At 59.0% G+C, this 18,263-nt stretch carries 16 protein-coding genes and 1 pseudogene; 7 read left to right on the top strand and 10 right to left on the bottom strand.

The window, feature by feature from the left end:
- Positions 1–26 precede the first annotated feature (26 nt).
- The 6 genes from YUA_RS44605 to YUA_RS0121875 form a co-directional block, all read right to left on the bottom strand.
- Positions 27–806: an ABC transporter ATP-binding protein gene (locus YUA_RS44605; protein ID WP_063627805.1), complete on the bottom strand. Its 780-nt coding sequence runs from the start codon at positions 804–806 to the stop codon at positions 27–29.
- Entirely contained in the window at positions 803–1,615 is an 813-nt protein-coding gene (locus tag YUA_RS0121895; protein WP_027532641.1) for an ABC transporter ATP-binding protein, read from the bottom strand. The genes YUA_RS44605 and YUA_RS0121895 overlap by 4 nt, the downstream gene beginning before the upstream one ends.
- A complete protein-coding gene (locus tag YUA_RS0121890) occupies positions 1,615–3,522 on the bottom strand; it encodes an ABC transporter permease (RefSeq protein ID WP_027532640.1) in 1,908 nt (635 codons plus the stop codon). Before YUA_RS0121890 ends, YUA_RS0121895 begins: the two co-directional genes overlap by 1 nt.
- Positions 3,523–3,568: 46 nt before the next feature.
- Positions 3,569–4,735, bottom strand: a complete 1,167-nt coding sequence (locus YUA_RS0121885; protein ID WP_198029477.1) for an ABC transporter substrate-binding protein — start codon at positions 4,733–4,735, stop codon at positions 3,569–3,571.
- A gap of 160 nt (positions 4,736–4,895) precedes the next feature.
- Entirely contained in the window at positions 4,896–6,236 is a 1,341-nt protein-coding gene (locus YUA_RS0121880) for a Rieske 2Fe-2S domain-containing protein (RefSeq protein WP_027532638.1), read from the bottom strand.
- A 419-nt stretch (positions 6,237–6,655) separates the two neighbouring features.
- Entirely contained in the window at positions 6,656–8,338 is a 1,683-nt protein-coding gene (locus tag YUA_RS0121875; protein WP_027532637.1) for a methyl-accepting chemotaxis protein, read from the bottom strand.
- 898 nt (positions 8,339–9,236) lie between these two features.
- Here YUA_RS0121875 and YUA_RS44600 point away from each other — a divergent pair.
- From YUA_RS44600 to YUA_RS48505, 4 genes and pseudogenes are all read left to right on the top strand, one after another.
- Complete coding sequence (locus YUA_RS44600; RefSeq protein WP_051383302.1) at positions 9,237–9,731, top strand: MarR family winged helix-turn-helix transcriptional regulator; 495 nt, start codon at positions 9,237–9,239, stop codon at positions 9,729–9,731.
- Positions 9,728–10,093: an SDR family NAD(P)-dependent oxidoreductase gene (locus YUA_RS44595; RefSeq protein WP_245285220.1), complete on the top strand. Its 366-nt coding sequence runs from the start codon at positions 9,728–9,730 to the stop codon at positions 10,091–10,093. Before YUA_RS44600 ends, YUA_RS44595 begins: the two co-directional genes overlap by 4 nt.
- A gap of 36 nt (positions 10,094–10,129) precedes the next feature.
- Positions 10,130–10,777 carry a SagB/ThcOx family dehydrogenase gene (locus YUA_RS44590; protein ID WP_035971366.1) on the top strand — a complete coding sequence of 216 codons (648 nt, stop codon included), beginning with the start codon at positions 10,130–10,132 and terminating at the stop codon, positions 10,775–10,777.
- A gap of 31 nt (positions 10,778–10,808) precedes the next feature.
- Positions 10,809–10,958: pseudogene (locus YUA_RS48505) on the top strand (LysR family transcriptional regulator); the annotation flags it as partial.
- 16 nt (positions 10,959–10,974) lie between these two features.
- Here YUA_RS48505 and YUA_RS0121850 read toward each other — a convergent pair.
- The 4 genes from YUA_RS0121850 to YUA_RS44585 form a co-directional block, all read right to left on the bottom strand.
- Entirely contained in the window at positions 10,975–11,751 is a 777-nt protein-coding gene (locus YUA_RS0121850) for an aldolase/citrate lyase family protein (protein WP_027532635.1), read from the bottom strand.
- Positions 11,752–11,759: 8 nt separating this feature from the next.
- Entirely contained in the window at positions 11,760–12,542 is a 783-nt protein-coding gene (gene hpaH, locus YUA_RS0121845; protein ID WP_027532634.1) for a 2-oxo-hept-4-ene-1,7-dioate hydratase, read from the bottom strand.
- A gap of 60 nt (positions 12,543–12,602) precedes the next feature.
- The gene (locus YUA_RS0121840; RefSeq protein WP_245285219.1) at positions 12,603–14,096 is read right to left on the bottom strand and encodes a 2-hydroxymuconic semialdehyde dehydrogenase; all 1,494 of its coding nucleotides are present in this window, start codon (positions 14,094–14,096) and stop codon (positions 12,603–12,605) included.
- Positions 14,097–14,246: 150 nt separating this feature from the next.
- A complete protein-coding gene (locus YUA_RS44585) occupies positions 14,247–15,008 on the bottom strand; it encodes a GntR family transcriptional regulator (protein WP_051383301.1) in 762 nt (253 codons plus the stop codon).
- Between the two features lie 406 nt (positions 15,009–15,414).
- Here YUA_RS44585 and YUA_RS0121830 point away from each other — a divergent pair, with 406 nt between their 5' ends.
- From YUA_RS0121830 to YUA_RS0121820, 3 genes are read left to right on the top strand one after another with little or no spacing between them, the layout of a single operon-like run.
- Entirely contained in the window at positions 15,415–16,284 is an 870-nt protein-coding gene (locus tag YUA_RS0121830; protein ID WP_027532632.1) for a VOC family protein, read from the top strand.
- Between the two features lie 30 nt (positions 16,285–16,314).
- On the top strand, positions 16,315–17,172 hold the full coding sequence (locus YUA_RS0121825) for a VOC family protein (RefSeq protein WP_027532631.1): 858 nt from the start codon (positions 16,315–16,317) through the stop codon (positions 17,170–17,172).
- Positions 17,169–17,852 carry a class II aldolase/adducin family protein gene (locus YUA_RS0121820; RefSeq protein WP_051383300.1) on the top strand — a complete coding sequence of 228 codons (684 nt, stop codon included), beginning with the start codon at positions 17,169–17,171 and terminating at the stop codon, positions 17,850–17,852. Before YUA_RS0121825 ends, YUA_RS0121820 begins: the two co-directional genes overlap by 4 nt.
- The last annotated feature ends 411 nt before the right edge of the window (positions 17,853–18,263 follow it).

Here is an 18,263-nt window from a genome sequence, read left to right as displayed (position 1 = left end):
ATCTGTGTTCGCAGCGACGGTGGCGATCATTGGGCAAGACACCGCGAAAGCCGGCCCGCCAATTGAGCTGTTGCTTGACTTCTATCGGCATTTCGGCGGCCGACGCCGAGATAGCGCTCCGAGACGGCGGGTGAACGGATCAAGTCGCTGGCAGGTCCCGAAAGCACCACGCGCCCGTTCTCGATCACGTAGCCTCGGTCGGCGACTTGCAGCGCCTGGCGCGCATTCTGTTCGACGAGGAGAACCGTAAGTCCCTGCTCCCGAAGACTGCGAATGAGCCTGAATATCTCGCGGACAAGCAGCGGTGAGAGACCGAGCGACGGCTCGTCAAGCATCAAAAGTTTGGGCTGCGACATCAGGCCTCGTGCGATCGCCAGCATTTGTTGCTGCCCGCCCGAGAAGTTACCCGCGATAGTGGATAGCTGTTGTTCAAGCACCGGAAAGGACGGAAACAGCTTCCGTGCCTGCATCAGCCAATCGGTCCCGCCATTGAGAAATGCTCCCAGTCGCAGGTTTTCGGCGACGCTCATGCCCGCGAAAACCTGTCGGCCTTCCGGCACATGGCATATACCGAGACGTAACCTCTGCTGAGTCGACAATTCTCTGATGCTCTGGCCCTCGAAGCAGATCTCGCCGGAAATAGGCCGAAGCAAGCCGGATATTGCGCTGACCAGCGTCGACTTGCCGGCGCCGTTGGCCCCTATCAAGGTTACGATCTCGCCTTTGTCGAGCTCAACGTCTACATCATGGAGGACCGCATCTGTGCCATAGCCGGCACTCAGGCCTTTCAATTCCAGCATGGTCATGCTGAGCCCCTCTCAGGACATTCCTCCTCGCTGCTGCCGAGATAGGCGGCAATGACGCGGCCGTCAGCCTGAACGTCTGCGGGGGTGCCGCGAGCGATCAACCTTCCTGCCTCGAGAACAATCACTTGGTCCGCAACATCCATGACGAGGGACATGTTGTGCTCAACGATCACGACTGTGATCTCGCTTTCCCGAATGGCCATCAGCAACTCGGACAATTGAGCGGTCTCGCTGTCGTTCAGTCCCGCCGCAGGCTCGTCCAACAGAAGCACACGCGGTCTCGCCATAAGGGCGCGCGCTATGTCAAGTAGCTTCTGCGACCCCATCGGAAGGTCGGGTGCGTGGGTATCACGGTCATCGGCAAGGCCGATGACCTCAAGCAAATCCTCCGCACTTCCAATAAGAGCCTTTTCTTCGCGTCGAGCGAAAGGCGTGCGAAACATCTGCCCTGGTATCGTTGCATTTGCCAGCCGATGCCGTCCAACAAGTATATTTTCAAGCGCACTCATCCCCGGGAAGACGCGCGCCGACTGAAAGGTACGTATGAGCCCCGCCGTCGCGACGCGGTTCGGTGACCACCCCTCCAGGCTTGCACCGAATAGGGAAACCACGCCGCTATGCGGAGGAAAAATATTGGTGATGAGATTGAACAGGGTCGTCTTCCCGGCCCCGTTAGGACCGATCAATGCCGTGATCGTTCCCGCTTCCACTTCAAAGGAAACATCTCGAATGGCCTGGACGCCGCCGAAAGAGCGGGAGATCTCTAGAGCGGTGAGCGCGATTTCGCCACGATGCGATAACGTGCTCATCACGGCGCCTCCTCTGTAAGCTGTCGCGAACTCGCCGCAAGCTGTTGGCGGGTCTTGACCGGCAAGGTGCGAACCAGAAGGCCAAACAGCCCTTGGGGAAGAAACAGGAAGCACAACACCAGCAGAAGGCCGCTTGCGAACGTTTTGTAGATTGCGAGTGGCTGGAAAACGACCGGCAACATCGTGATGATCATGCTGCCCAATAGCGGCCCCACGATTGTGCCCTCGCCCCCGAGCACCAGCATGGTAACCAGGGTGAGCGATTGCTGAGTCCCGACCATCTCGGGCGACAAGAAGTGGAAGAAGAACGCGTAGAGCCCGCCAGAGAGCGCCGCGAGCGCGGCGCTGATTGCAAGCGCAAGGAGTTTCATCGCCTTGATGTCGATGCCCAACGCTTCGGACGCCATCTGGTCGCCGCGGATCGCCTTCAGCGCGCGACCGAGGTCAGTGTTTATCGCACCACACAGAAGTACGACTACGCCGATGTCAATCGCTGCGACGAGGTAGTACATCTGATCGGGCGTGTCGAAGCTGTAGCTGCCGACTGAAAACGATGGAATGCCGACCAATCCGGACGGACCGCCGGTGAAATCGACAAGCCCCACCGTGAAAGCATCCACCAAAAGCCCGAACGACAACGTCGCGAGGGCTAGATAAATTCCCCGCAGTCGCATGGTGACGAGTGAGAGGACGATCGAGATTGCTATGGCGGCGACAATGCTTGCAAAAATCGCAACGAGCGGCTCGATCCCATCATACTGTGTGACCAGATAGCCTGTGACGTAGCCGCCAACGGCCATAAACCCCGCCTGTCCCAAATTGACCTGGCCCGCATAGCCCATCACGATATCGAGGCCAATGAGCGCGAGGAACAGAATCCCCGCGATGACCAGCCCAGAAAGGATTGATGGCGAGGTGATGAATAACGGCAGGCTCAGCACCAGCACGACGGCGGCGGCCCCGCCGATCCGGGCGTAATGAGGATCCAGACTCCTGAATTCTGAGGCGACGCGGGCAGCATCGCGGACATCCAAGCGCCGTCCAACGCGCGGCTGAACCAAACCGCTTGGCTTCAGAACCAACACAACAATCAGGCAGGCTAGGGCAATGGCACTGCTGAAGAGCGACGAAACGTAAGCGGTAGTCAGTTGTTGCAAGATGCCCAACAGCAATCCACCTGCGACGGCCCCGGGAAACGACCCGACGCCGCCGATCGCCACCGCGATGAAGCCATAGAAGGTCAAGAGCCGGCCGGTATCAAACTCCAAGGATGTCGTAGGCGCTACAGCAACACCTGCGATCGCCCCAATGGCGCTTGCCAGGCCGAAGCTGACGATAGCCATCTCCCGGACGTTGATGCCCATCAGCCGAGCCGCCATCGCATTTTCCGCACAGGCGCGTAACGCCTGGCCGGTCAATGTGCGCGTCAACAGATACCAGAGCATCACAATCACGAGAATGGTCGCACCGAGGATCAGAATGCCCTGGGACGGGATAAGCAGAGCCCAAAACGAGATCGGACTGTTTCCGAAGAGGGGGCTAACGACGTAGGGCTGGCTGCCCCAGATCAAGAGGAACAGGCCCTCGGCGAGCGTCAGCAGACCCGCCGTAAGCATGAACATGTTCGCATTCGATAGTCGTGTGAGGCCAGGGACGAATGTCAATGCTCCCAACAGCGTGCTCAGGAGTGTCGTTGCCACGATCGACCATCCCGCAGAGGCTAAGGCCGAGACACCCAGATGCGTCTGAAGAGACCAGGCAAGCAGCGCGGCCAGCACGCACGTTGCACCCTGCGCCAGATTGATCACACCGGTGACTTGATACACGAGCGAGAAGCCAACAGCGACGAGGGAATAGGTCGCCCCAACCACCACACCGCCGACCAGAATCTGGAAGAAATCGCTCAAATAGGTAGCTCCACTGGCGACTAAGAATGCGAGAATATCCAGGTTGTTACCGCTTGAATGGAACGCCTTTGGGTTGGCTGACGACCTGCCATTCGCCCTCGTCGCTGCGCCATCGGGTGACGACTACGTTCGTATCGTCCAGCCCTCGCTGCGGGGTTCGCTGAAAATCGTAGATCCCGTTGACTCCGGCGAACTCGTTGAGACTGCCGATGTAGTCGCGAACCGCTTCGGGTGTGGCAGTGGGACCCAGCTTCTTCAGGGCCGAAACGACGATCAATGCGGGGTCCCAAGCGAAGGTGTAAGCCGCATCGGGCCGCTCCTCGGCGCCCTTGAATGCTTTGAAGAACGCCGCCTGGGCGGAAGTCACTTCCGGCGGAACGACGCGACCGCTCGCGAGCCACGCAGGGGACGGAATGTACAGCGTGTTCGGCAGGATGTCCTTGAACTGTGACATCTGAGCGTATGTCATGTTGCCGTCGGTCGTCGCGATAGGGATGTCAATGCCCGTATCGATCAGCCCCTTGAAGACCGTCCCGATTGCGGCTCCGGTCGACCATGCAATGATGGCCTGTGGATTGGCGCCCTTTAGACGCTGAAGTTGCGCCCCGACGCTCACTTCGCTCGGATGGAAGGTTGCTTCAGAGACGATTCTAATTTCACCGTTTTCCGGCAGCGCTAATACCGTCTTGACCTGACGCGCGGCGTCCACGCCCGATGCATCGGTGCTGGTGAGGACCGCAAGTTGCTTCAGCCCATTTATCCGAAAGAAGCGGATTTGCGCCGCCAGCAAATCGGCTGTTGCATTGCTGGAGCTGAAGACAAAGCTTCCCGGCTTTGGATACAGTCCTGGCGAAAGGCAATACATGACAGGTCCGCGCGCCATCAGAGGCGCCATCGCATTGCACATCCCGACAACGGCCGAACCTAGAATAACGGGGGGCTTTATCGCAAGAATTTGCGTCGCGAGTTGAACCGCCGTCTGAGCACTCGACTGGTCATCGAAAAAGACGAACCGCACCGGTCGCCCACCGATCCCACCATCTTCCGAAAATGCGGCCGCTGCACGAACCAGGGCCTTCTGCTCCGCCAAGCCCAAAAAAGCGGCCGAGCCGGTTAATGGCAATACGACCGGAATGTCGAAGGGCTCGGCCGCTCGCACGGGCAAGAAGGTGGAATCGGCCAAGAGCAATGCGGCTGCCGAAGTTGCAGCCAATGCCAACCTCCAGCACACACGGCGAATGATCAGAACGTCGAATGCGCGAGGCTTACAAGCCATCCAATTTCCTCCAAACCCGTTTGGTGTTTGCCCGAAGAGATCCGGTTGAGGTGCCATGGCCGGCTATGCAGCCGGCGAACGCCGATCGTTCGGGGCGTCAAATCGCCGCCGCCGCCATCTCGCGATCCTCGTCGCTCTCTTCCATGCCGAGCAGGTAGTCGCGCTCTTCGTCCGACGCGCCGAGCAGCCGCCAGTTCTCCTGCTTCGAAACGACACCTTGGTAGGATCGGAGCTTGGCTTGAGGCAGGTGCGGTTCACCGAGGCCGATCGGCGTTGCGCCGGCCTGAAAGCGAGCGACCGCGTCGAGCATGATACGCCGGAACTGGATGATGGCGACATCGCTCGCGCCCAGACGCTCGCTTGTTCGATCCGAAATGCGCCCCATCGATTCCCACATCGGAATGTCCTGGTTCGGGATCCCCGGGAAACCGGTGAAATTTCCCTCCCCGCGCATCGCCGTGCGATCCTGCAGATAGTTGTTGGATGCATGACGCAAGATCGGCTTGAAGTCGGCATCCACGTCGATACCGATCTGACCAACACAGAATTTACGCCAAGCGTCCTGCCCGATCACACTATCGTCTTCGGTCCAGGCGATGAAATGAAAATACGAATTCAGATCGTCTTTTGGAACAATAACGCTGGCCACATTGTAGGAGCTGTTCGGCGGAATCAGCGAGGTGAATGGCGCAACGAATGTGGTGATACGCACGTAGTCGAGCGTCTGCGCATTCGTGATTGGACGACGCAGCGCTGCATAACGCATGCCGTAGTTCGTCACCTGGACCTGGATCCTTGGCTGCTTGTCGGTCGAGGGGCGCAGCCAATGAGTGTCCTTTGCCTCGGCCGTAACGACCCTGGCCGGCCGCATGTCGGACGAGTGCAGCGTCGAGCTGTGTGCCGAATCGATCTGACCTTCCGTAATCTGAGCCCAATTGCACGGCAAGTCCCACCGCGCAATCGAGACCTTTGCAGCATCGGTAGGCGCCCAAGGCGGCGCCTCGAGAGCCGGCATGTCGTTGCTCGGTCCCATGTAGGTCCACACAAATCCACCAGCCTCGCGCGCCGGATAGGCCTTGTGCTTGACCCTGCTGGCTAAATTGCTCTCTCGCGGTTCGGAAGGCATCTCCACCACGTTGCCTTCGACGTCGAATTTCCACCCGTGATAAAGACAACGCAGGCCACAATCCTCGTTCCGCCCGAAGGCCAAGGACACCTTTCGGTGGGCACAGTATTCGCCGATAATCCCTAGACGGCCCTGAGTGTCTCGGAAGGCGATCAGATCTTCGCCAAATAGACGCAGACGCACGGGATCGCCGTCCGGCCGGGCCACCTGGTCCGAAAGCAACGCTGGAATCCAGTGGCGCCGCATCAGCGCCCCCATCGGAGCAGCCCCCTCCACACGCGTCAGAAGCTCATTTTCCTCAGCAGTCAGCATGGTTTCGGCTCCCTCAAAAACACGTCTCTGAGCCAAATTACTAAGCTTGCTAAGCTATAATTGCAAGCACCGATGCGGCAATTGTCGCAGGCAGCGGCTGGTATCGCGGGCCCACCAATTGCCAATTAGGCTCCTTTGCCCTTATTGTTGCGCGCTTGGAAATGCGCGACCACCTCATTAAGAGGATTATACCCTTAGTATACTAAGGTTTCGCCCGCCCATACGAAACTCGAAAGAGAACCCGGGTTGCGGACGTTTGTTGGCTCGATAGTCTCGAGCCATTCGCCGCCATCCCGGCAGCACGCCTGCCTATGAGCTGGCCACCGACCGTTGTCGCAGCCGGTTCCATGAACCGGACAAAGTCGATTCGCGGTGTCTCGTCCCGATGGACAAAGTGCTCGAGCTCCCACCGTCCGCTGTTACTGCGACGAACGAATGCTCGCGAGGAAGCCGTCGACCTTTTGTCGCAGCGCCGCCGCCTGGACGTTCAATCCTTCCGCTGACCCCAACATGCGCCCCGCAGCCACGCCGGTTTCGCTTGCCGTGCGGGTGACGATACCGACATTGCTCGACACCGCGCTGGTCCCTTGCGCCGCTTGCTGGACGTTTCGAGCGATTTCCTTAGTTGCGGAATCCTGCTCTTCTACTGCAGCGGCGATAGCAGTGGTGATCTCGTCGATACAGCTGATCGTACCGCGAATGCCTTCAATCGCAAGGACAGCATCCCGCGTCGCACCCTGCATTGCGGCGACCTGGGACGAGATATCTTCCGTGGCTTTTGCGGTCTGGTTCGCGAGTGATTTGACTTCGCTTGCGACCACGGCGAAGCCGCGCCCTGCCTCTCCAGCTCGAGCAGCCTCGATCGTTGCGTTCAGGGCGAGCAGATTGGTCTGGCTTGCGATATCACTGATCAGTTTGATTACGTCGCCGATCTTTTGGGCCGCCTCTGACAATCCTTGCACGGTCGTGTTGGTGCGGTTGGCCTCCTCTACCGCCCGTTGTGCGACCTGGGCCGACTGAGTGACTTGGCGGCCGATCTCTGAAACGGACAATGATAGTTCCTCGGTGGCCGCCGCGACCGTATGCACATTGGAAGACGCTTGTTCAGCCGCTGCAGATACGGTTGCTGCCTGATCGCTTGCTTCTGAGGCGACGCTCGACAGACCATCGGACGTCGAGCGTAGCTCGATAGCGGCCTCAGCCAATGTATCCAGCGACCTACGGACACTGTTTTCGAATTCATCTGCCATCCCATCAAGCAATGAAGAGCGCTCAGCTTCGGACTGCCTCTTCAGGTCGTCCTGCTCGCTACGTAAGCGTGCTGCTTCGACAATGCTATCCTTGAATACTTGTACGGATTGAGCCATGGCGCCGACTTCATCTTGACGGTCGCGCGCCGGAACGGGTACCGCAGTATCACCGCTGGCGATCTTGTGCATCGCGGCAGTCATACTGGTGATAGGACCGACAATGCTGCGCCCCAAGAGGACGCACGTAAGTCCAACGACAGCGAGCGTGAGCGCGAGAATTGTGGTGACTTGACGGACTTCCGACCAGAAGATTGCATCGATGTCGTCTAGAAAGATTCCACCCCCGATACTCCAGGCGAACGGTTGGAAATCCGTAGCATAAGTAATCTTCAACAGGGGCTTGGTGTCGCCGGGACGCGGAACGCGGGCCTGCACGAACCCGCCACCTTTGGCCGCGACTTCGACCTGCTGGCGGGCGAAATAAACACCATCGGAGTCGGCCACATCGAAGAGGTTGGCGCCCTCCATCTTGGGATTCGGACTGGCTCGTACCGTACCTTGCGTATCCAAAGCATAGAAGTAGTTGCCGCCGCCGAAGCGGAACGAACGAACTAGGGCCTTGCTCTGTTCGAGGATTTCAGCTTCAGGTCGCCCTTCCTTACGCCCCGCCTGATAGTTTTGCTCCAACGATTGCTTGGCCAGCAGGACAAGCTCATGGAGCATGACCTTGCGATCTTCAAGGAGGTTGTTCTTCAGCGCCGAGAGACTGATAGAGGCCACAGCAATGATGCCGAACATCGCAAGGCTGACCATAATTCCAAGCTTGAAAGAGATCCGCAAATTGCGAAACATAGATTGCTTCCTCTAAACAGGGCAGTTTATCTGGACGGATTCACCAGGGATTGGAATTGGCGACATTGCGGCTAAATGGTTGTGCTCGTCATGGTGCCGATGCCTCGTGTTTGCTGCCAATTCGCGGACCATCTTCTTGCCGGCGGCGGTCTCGCCGAGGATCGAAGCTGCTTGCCAGCCGGAATATGTCGTGGTCGGCAGCGCGATCTGAGGCAGAGCTGTGATGAATGCGATTGCTGCAACCCGTAACCGAACCGCCATCGACGCCCAGCACGCAATCCGAGCCGAGTTCCTTGGCAAAGGGCGACAGTTGTTTCGGTAACCTCAACCGGCATGTGCATCACGGCGCCTCTGAAGATACCGACCGGTAGCGCGCCAAGGTCGGCAGCCAGCATTTGCCTCTCTCCGCTGCTGTGGCGTCGAAAGAACCAAAGCGCGATGGCAAGACAGTCGTCGAACTTCGTCAGCTAGGAGCACTTTGGTGCCCGATCCGAAGATCACTCTCGCTGACGAAGCCGAATAGACAAACGAGTCCATAGGCCCCAAACCCTCCGCTCCGGCTCTGCCAGAGCAAAACACTTCAACAAGCAATACTTGCTTATAGAACTATATCATTTGCAAATAATTAAGACGAGCCGACGCCGTCCGAGGCGCTTCCGGCAACGCTTTGCTCGTAGGGCCGCCAGAAGCAGAGTGCGTGCAATTCATAAAATTTATTAGCCACCTGTGCTATTGACCTGGCCGCGATTCTAATTCCCTTCCTCGTTTGTCCTGAATTTTCGCTTGCACGGGTTCTCTCGGTCCGGCAATTTAGTTAGCCTTCGAAGCTATTCTTGGACATTCGAGGTGCCAGATGCCGAATTCCCTACCCCATCTCCTCGCCCGAATAGGGATTCGCATGGGTGACCTGTTCGTCCGCATCGGCCGGAAGGAAGGACTGACCCCGCCGATGTACCGCGTTTTGGCAGCCCTTGCCGAGGAAACGAGACCGCTGCGACTCGTCGAACTAAGCGCACGAACCTCGGCCGACCGCTCGACGCTGTCACGACTGCTGACCGATATGGAGAAGGAAGGCCTCGTGTCTCGGCGTCGGCCTGCAAACGATCAGCGCAGCCTTCAGGTCGAACTGACGACATCCGGCCGCGAACTGTACGAGCGCCTCATCCCAATTGCGGCCCATTGCGAGGAGGTAGCGACCCGAGATCTCTCACGCACGGACGCCACCGCGCTAAAGGCAACGCTTTGCTCGCTCTACGATAATCTCGATCGGATCGAGGCGGAGATCGAAAGCGGCGAAATCCATAAGCTGATCAAGCCGAAGTCAAAACAGCAAGCCAAGGAGCGCCCCTCCGGAAAACGCCGCCCCAAAGCCGCGCGAGAAAATTCGCGATGAAGACGGCCTGCCGCAGTTCGACGATGTGTCAGTTCGGGATTGGCATTCGCGCCGATGGTAGACGTCCCTGTCTACCGCCCACCAAGGCGGCCATTCACTCGTTTACCCTGAGTTTGCGCCACCAATTGAAAGCAACGCGTGTACGCGTTGTTGAGATGGTTCCGCCGATCGTAGACACGGGCCTAGGCGACGGGGTTCGCAGCGAAGGTACGAGCAGTCAGCAGATGATGTCCCCAGAAGACTTCGCAACGGAAGCACTTGCTCAACTTGAGAAGGATCAAGACGAGGTCCTCGTCGGCATGTCAATCAACACGCGCAAGCGGGGAGAGGCATTGTTAGAGCGCATGAACCGCTCCCAGTGACCATCGCCGCTCTACCTGAGCAAAGGACAAGACCCAATGGCCACCGCCTTTCTTCCGAAAGAACTACCCTCGCCCGCCAAAACTCACGCCCTCTCCTTGCACGAGGCGCTCGGGCAGCGCCGTACGGTCCGCGAGATCGCTGCGACCGCACTCGCGCCAACCCAACTTTCGAACCTTTTGTGGGCGGCTTGCGGCGTTAACCGCCCCGTCGGTCCGGACGGGGCTCCGGGCCGAACGGCGGCGTCAGCGAGCAATTCGCAGGAAATCGATCTCTACGTCGCGCTCGAAGACGGCGTCTTTTTCTACGACGCCGTCACTCACCGACTTAACCCCGTGGCTCCCGGCGACCTGCGCTCGGCTGCGATCAACCCCCACCAGAAAATCGACAACAAGGCGCCGGTTCAACTGATCTACGTGGCTGATCTGGATCGGCTTACGCACACGAAGGGCTTCCAGGAGCCTGGACTACACGATCCCGAGGTTCAGAAATCATACTACTTCATCGACACAGGCATCATTGCCGGAAACGTCTATCTGTTTGCCGCAGCGCACGGCCTGGCATGCTGGTTTCACAACTGCGACAAGCTAATGTTGGCCAAGAGTCTGGCGCTACGCTCCGATCAGAAGGTTCTGTTCGCGCAATCGGTTGGCTTGCCATTGGCCGCCGCCGCGAAGCAACCGTGAGGTCGAGCTCGATACAATATAGATTGAGGAAATGCGCGACAGGCTCGACGGGGTTGCGGTATTTGTCGAAGCGGCTGAGGCGGGCGGATTTGCCCGCGCAGCCGAGCGACTGGCATTGTCTCGCTCTGCAGTTGGCAAGACGATTGCGCGGCCGGAAACACGCCTTGGCGTCCGGCTTTTCCAACTGAAGGTATCGCTCAAACTGACGACCACGTTCTGGCTTTGTCGGCCAGACTATCCGCGGCTTTCGCCAGAAGACCGATATCCGAGCCGACGGCGACAAACTGATAGCCCTGTTCGATGTAACGACGCGCGTGGGACTCCAGCGGCGCGAGAATGCCGGCGGCTTTGCCAGCTGCGGTGACGCGCTTGACCGCATCTTCAATAACCTGCTGCACGTTAGGATGTTGCGGGTTCCCGATATGCCCCATCGAAGCACTCAGGTCGGATGGCCCGATGAACACACCGTCGACGCCGTCGGTCCCCGCGATCGCTTCCAGCTTATCGATCGCGTTTAGCGTTTCCACCTGCACCAGCACGCAAATCTCGCGATCGGCCTCCATGAGATAGTTGTTCACACGACCAAATCGCGCGGCGCGACTGCCCGTAGTAATGCCGCGTATCCCCTCTGGTGGATACCGACACGATGCGACCGCGCGTTCTGCTTCGGCTTCATCCTGCACGAAGGGAATGAGCAACGTCTGCGCACCAATGTCGAGCAACCGTTTAACCAGCACTGAATCGTTCCAGGCCGGGCGAACGATTGAAGTTGCGGCGCCGCGCGCGAATACCTGCAATTGCGAAAGAACGGATGGCAGCTCGTTTGGCGCGTGCTCGGTATCGATCAATATCCAGTCGAACCCGCTGTCGGCGAGAATTTCCGCCCCAATGTTGCTGCACAGGCTGCACCACAGACCAATCTGCACTTGCTTGGCTCTGAGTGCGGCCTTGAAGGCGTTCTTCGACAGGTTCATCCTGCACCTCACACGAACTGAACGACGACTGCGCCGAGAGGGCCGAAGTCGGCGTGCAAAGTATCTCCCTTTGCCGCCCAGACGGGCCGAGTGAACGAACCCGAGAGTACAATGTGCCCGGGTTCGAGCGTCGTATCGAATTCGCCGACCTTGTTAGCTAGCCAGGCGATGCCCATCGCGGGATGACCGAGTACGCCCGCAGCGATTCCAGTTTCCTCGATCTCGGAGTTTCGGTAGAAGATGGCGCCAACCCACCGCAAGTCGACGTCCATCGGCTTGAACGGCCTACCTCCGAGGATCAGGCCGGCGGCAGCACCGTTGTCGGCCACTGTATCGGTGATCTTGCGTGGATTCTTCACTCGAGCGTCGATGATCTCGATCGCAGGCACGACATATTCGGTCGCACGCAGCACATCCGGTAGCGTAATGCCAGGCCCCTTCAATGGCTGGCCGAGCACGAACGCGAGCTCTGGCTCGACACGCGGCACGCAATAATCGCCGTGATTAACCTTGGCGCCGTCGGGCACAAGCATCGTGTCCACGAGATGGCCATAGTCCGGCTCGTCGATTTGCGACGACTGCTGCATCGCCTTCGAAGTCAGCCCAACCTTGTGTCCAATCACACGGCGGCCGGCGCTCACCTTGCGACGAGTGACTTCACTTTGAATGGCGTAAGAGTCTGCGACCTCGATATGTGGAAATTGGATCGACAGTTGCACGGCCTGCACCTTAGTCCGCTCAGCCTCGAGCAGAATATCCGCGGCGCGGGAACGTTCCTGGTTAGTCAGCATGGAAATCCTCGATTCTTCCCCGATGATGGAATGAGACACGGCGTTCAGCCGCCGAGCAGGTCAAAGCTTGATGCAGACGTTTCGGAGCTCCGTATAGAACTCCATCGAATGAACACCGCCTTCGCGGCCAATGCCGGACTGTTTGGATCCGCCGAACGGTGTCCGCAGGTCGCGCAGAAACCAGCTATTGACCCACGTAATGCCGACGTCGATCTGTGCTGCCACACGATGGGCGCGGGTAAGATTTTCGGTCCAGATCGATGTGGCCAAACCGTATGGGCTGTCGTTCGCGAGCGAGACAGCTTCCTCCTCCGCGTCGAACGGGGCGATGTGGCAGCATGGTCCGAAGATCTCTTCGCGGATGACGGCGGAGGTTTCTGGAAGGCCGGTCCAGATTGTCGGCCGGATGAATGCGCCGCGGTCATAAGGCGTGGCAAGCTGTGCGATGTCGCCGCCTGTCACGACTTCGGCCCCCTCCTCTTGCGCTTTTCGATAGTAGGACAGCACCTTTTCGCGATGATCACGACTGATCAGCGGCCCTAGCGTGGTGGCTTTGTCAAACGGATCGCCCATTCGCAAGCTCTCCGCGGCAGTCTTAAGTCGGCCCACAAAGGCATCGAACAGCGGCCGCTCGACATAAATCCGCTCTGTACCCAGGCAAACCTGACCGCAGTTTGCGAAGACGGAGCGCGTGGTGCCCTCGACGGCTTTATCGAGATCGCAATCTGCAAACACGACCGCCGCATTCTTGCCACCGAGCTCAAACGAAACTGGCCGCAAGCCCTTCGCGGCGGCACTCATGATTGCGGTACCCGTCGTCGTCTCGCCCGTGAAGGTGATGCCATCGATTCCAGGGTGGCGGGTCAGGTATTCGCCTGCGCTGTCCGGGCCGAACCCGTGCACAACGTTGTAGACCCCCGGCGGAACGCCAGCCTCGTTCATGACCTCGCCTAGTAACATGGCTGTCGTTGGCGTCTCCTCCGACGGCTTGACAACTACCGTGTTGCCGCACGCGAGCGCCGGCGCGACCTTCCAGGTCATTAGCAACAGTGGCAAATTCCACGGAGAAATCACGGCAATAACGCCGCGAGGCACACGAATTGCGTAGTTCAGCGCGCCGGCGCCGTCCGGTGTCGCCATGCGAAAGGTCTCGGACGAGAGCGTCAACACTTGATTGGCGAATACGTCAAAGTTCGCGGCACCGCGCGGGATATCGATGTGGGAAGCGAGACTTGCGGGCTTGCCGGTGTCGAGAATCTCGGCCTTCAGGAAATCGTCGAAACGGCGCGTTATGCCGTTGGCTACCTTGTGGAGGATCGCAGCGCGCTGCTGTTCGCTCATCTTGCCCCAAGGACCCCTCAGCGCGGCCCGCGCGGCTTTCACGGCGTCGTCGACTACGGCGGAGTCCGCCTCTGGCACTAGACCGACCACGGCGCCGTCGATCGGAGACACATTCTCGAAAACTCTCCGCGCCGTCCTCACGAAGCGCCCATCGATGAAATGGGCAAGGGTAGCATCAGTACCTGAATTGCGCATCGCGGCGGAGGTAGGCATGGGAACTCCGATCAAGGACGTGGCGGATTCATCTTCGCGCCAGCGCGCGAAGAGTTGTCTGCGAGGAGCGATTGCGCGACAGGCGTTGACGACACCTGCGCCGGCGCCGGGTTGATGCTCTCTCTAGCGAGAAGTCGAAACCCGCTCAGATCAAGCGTCACCAGCGTTCTCTCGTTCGGTGAGAGACGCGACATCTGCCGCAAGCTGCTGCATGGCACGCCTTACCTCTTCGGCCGTACGTGACATATGCAACTCGGTCATGCGGGCAGCCTTCAGCGCATTTCGCTGCATCGTCGCATCGAAGATCGCGGCATGCTCGTCATGCACATTGCGCCAGCGCCGCGAAGCGTTCAGCGAAACGCGCCGGTAGCGTTCCGATTGCTGGTACAGCTGCTCACGAAGCCTGGTCAGCATCGGCGACCCCGACGCCGAAACCAGCGCCGCATGAAAGGCTCGATTGGCTCGCTCCCAGTCCTCGACCATTTCGGGATCTAGCGGTTCAGTGGTCTGCGGCAATCGGCTCTCGATTTCCGTCAGAGCCTCAAATGCCTGCCGGACTGCAGCCTCCCAGCTGGAGTTACCGTTGCGGATCGCGAGATTCAACGCCTCGGTCTCGATCAGCGCCCGAACCCGCGAAATATCGTCGAGTTCATCGAGCGAGAGCGGCGCAACCCAAAAGCCGCGCTGGCCTTCGGACACGACGAGGAGATCACCGACAAGCCGGGTGAGCGCCTCGCGTAAAGGCGACATACCGACCTCGTAGATGCCAGCCAAGCCTTCAAGCTTCAGCTTACTGCCTGCACCCAGCCGCCCGGTGACAATGTCGTTGCGCAGTCTGCGATAGGTTGTGTCGGCCATGGTCCGGCCCACGTCGCCAGTTGCCTCGGCCACTTCCCTGTTGCTTTGCTTCATCACGCGTCCCGGTAAACCGTCTGGCTCGATCCATATCCTAAAATTTAGAAATTCCAAGTCAGTTTTCGATTGTCACGGATCGCCTGACCAAGCTTTCCTCGCCATCTCCTTGGTTTAATGTGTATAAATCGCCTTGTAATTTTCCAACCATGAATGCCTCACCAAATATTTTCGATATTATTTGACAGCGCCGCTTTCGTCTGCTCGAATTGGCCCGCAACGCAGAGTCAAAAACTTGAGGCCCGATCGACTTGGTCGGTTGGCCTTGCGCATGAAGGAATTGCCGTGATCTTTGCCCAGCACAGCATTGCTATAGCGGGGCGTCGTTTATCAATGCAGTCCTACGCTGATGGTTTTGATCGCGAGCCTGCCCAAAACGCCCCCTCCAAAGAGAGCATCTTGGCCAATGACTGAGGCAGCTCCGGTCCCGATCGAGCAGTTGCGCTACGTACGGCTCGGGACCAACGATCTAGAAGGCTCGATCGATTTCGCCCAGCGTGTACTGGGGCTGCAATTGGTCGAGAAGACCGAGCACGAAGCGTATTTCCGCTCGGATTATCGCGATCACACATTGGTCTATGTGGGCGGTGAGCCGAGCTGCCAGCAGGCGGTCGGCCTCGAGGTGTTTGATCCGGCTGCCCTCGACCGTGCAGCAGATCTGCTCGAACGTCGCGGCTTAAGGACAATTCGCCAGGACGCCGATAGCGCGCGCCGCCGGAAGGCTCGGGACTTGCTGAGAGTCGCGATGCCCGGAGGATATGATCTGGAACTCGTTGTCCGCCCACTGCATTCGGGCTGGCGTTACCATGGCCCGCGCGATGCTGGGATCACTGGGCTCGGCGGCGTTGCGCTGCGGGGCGCTGCGGATGCGTCCGATCAATCAGTATGGACGAGCGTGCTCGGCGGCCGCGTGAGCGATTGGGTCGGTGAGGCCGCCTACGTTCGCTTTGCCGAAGGGGCTCACCATCGCATCGCGATGCATCCGTCAAGCGGGCGAGGCATTCTTGCAGTCGAGTTCGAGGTCGAAGATCTCGATTTGCTCATGCAGAACACGTATTTCCTCCGTAGTGCTCAGGTCCGGATCGTCGACGGGCCTGGCCGCCGGCCATTCTCAAACCAGCTGTTCGTAACCTTTGCTGGTCCCGACGGCATTCTGTTCAGCTATGTATGCGAAGGCACCGCCATTGGCGGCGAGTGGCGACCTCGGCAGTTTCCTCGTACCCGCGGCTCGTTCTGCGCATGGGGAAGCGAAACCGAAGTTGCTGAGTATCGTTGATGCGGTTTCCGATCGGATGGAGGTCTAAACGTGATCACACTCGCTGATGTCTCTTATGTCCGCCTCGGGACCCGCGACCTCGAAGGCGCCGCTCGTTTCGCTACCGAATATCTCGGCCTGGACGTGGCTGAGCGCGCAAAGGGAGCCATCTACTTCAAATCCGACGCACGTGAGCATACCTTGTGCTATTTCGAGGGCGATCCTGGCGATCAAGCCGTCTGCTTCGAAGTCGAGCAGCATGCCGATCTTGATGCCGCCGCCGCTCAGCTCGAGCGGCTGGGGCACCCCGTGCAGCATGGCACCCATGAAGAAGCGGACCTCCGTAAGGTCCACGAATTTATAAGTTTCAAGGACCCGACCGGCAACTGGATCGAATTGGCCTGGCGGCCGGCGCACAGCGGAAAGCGCTACCACGGGCAACGAGACGCTGGCATCACCGGCTTCAGCCACATCGGACTATGCTCTTCCGATTTGGTGCGCGACGAAGCATTCTGGACGAGCGTGACTAACGCAAGGGTGAGCGATCGAATTGGTGACGCACCGCTCCTCCGTATCGACGAAGTGCATCATACGATCGCGATGTTTCCGTCCAACGGACCTGGCATCCAGCACATCAATCATCAGGTTGAGAGTAGCGACGATATTATGCGCTCGTATCATTTTCTGCGAGATCGCCAGGTGAAGATGGTCTTTGGACCCGGCCGCCATCCTACGTCGTCCGCCAAATTCCTGTATTTCGAAGGGCCTGAGGGCATGGTGTTCGAATATTCGAGCGGCGTGCGCGAGATCGCCGACGAGTTAATCTATCGGGAGCGCCAGTTTCCATTCGAGCCGAAGGGTTTTTGCAAATGGGGCGCTAAGCCCGCCATTGCAGAATTCAATAAATGAGCGCAGCTCCGATTCCTACTGAGGAGCAGTGCGCTCTGGTCCGTACTGCAGGAAGGGCGCTTTCTCGCCACGGATTCGTACATGCTTACGGCCATTGCAGCCTGCGGCTCGACGAGAAATATATCCTTGTCACGCCTGCGAAGCCGCTTGGCTTGGTTGGCGAGGACGATCCCTGCGCGGTTGTACCGCTCGACGGCTCGTTGCCCGATGGAGTGCTTGGAGAGGTGCGAGTCCACCGCGAAATTTATCGACGACGGCCCGACGTCGGGGGGATTGTGCGCGCTATGCCTCGCGAAGCCATGACGCTCGGAACCCTGCGCCGTACTCCACTGCCGCGGCACGGCATGGGGGCGTATTTTGCGCCGCGGCTACCCCTGTGGGATGATCCGCAGCTTCTGCGCTCTGACGCACAAGCTGCCGCACTTTCCGAAGAGCTTGGTCAGGCTCGCGCGATTCTGATGCGCGGCAACGGCACCGTAACCGCGGGCGCGACGCTGCAGGAAGCTGTGGTGTTAACTTACTACCTCGAAGATGCCTGCCGTATCGAGCTAGCGTGCCTAGCAACCGGACTCGCGGCCGAGGGTGCAGTGATGACGGTGGAAGAATCCGCGGCTCGAGCAACCTGGGATGGTCGAATCTTGGACCGGATGTGGGACCATCTCACGCAGGTGCCTGCCTGATTGCCACGAAAACGTACGATCGGCCGGGGCCCGACTGGTCAATTTTCTCGGTGCGCGCCAGCTGACTGAGCAACTCCGCAACGTTTGCGGTGGCACGCTTGCGTGCCATTTCGTTCACGTCCCGAGACACAACGGGAAAGCGCTGCACCTCCGCAATCGCGGACCGCATGAGCGATTCTTTCTCCCTTCAACGCCAGCTCGATCAGCTCAATTCCAAGGCTTGTCAATTTGGCCGAGAAGCTGCGATCTTGGGAAGTAAAGCCCTAGAACTGCGTGCTCCGCGCTACCTCGCGGCGATAACAGAGGAAAACAGCACGGCTTCGCTTGATAGTTGGCAGATAATCGGCTCTCCGACTCGTTCCCTCAGAGCAATTTCGCCGATGCTCGCGCGTTCAAAACCTTGCTCGAGAA

The organism is Bradyrhizobium sp. WSM3983 (assembly GCF_000473045.1).
Classification (GTDB): Bacteria; Pseudomonadota; Alphaproteobacteria; order Rhizobiales; family Xanthobacteraceae; genus Bradyrhizobium.
Note: the sequence above shows the minus strand (reverse complement) of the source record. Positions and strands in the feature narration are given on the sequence as shown.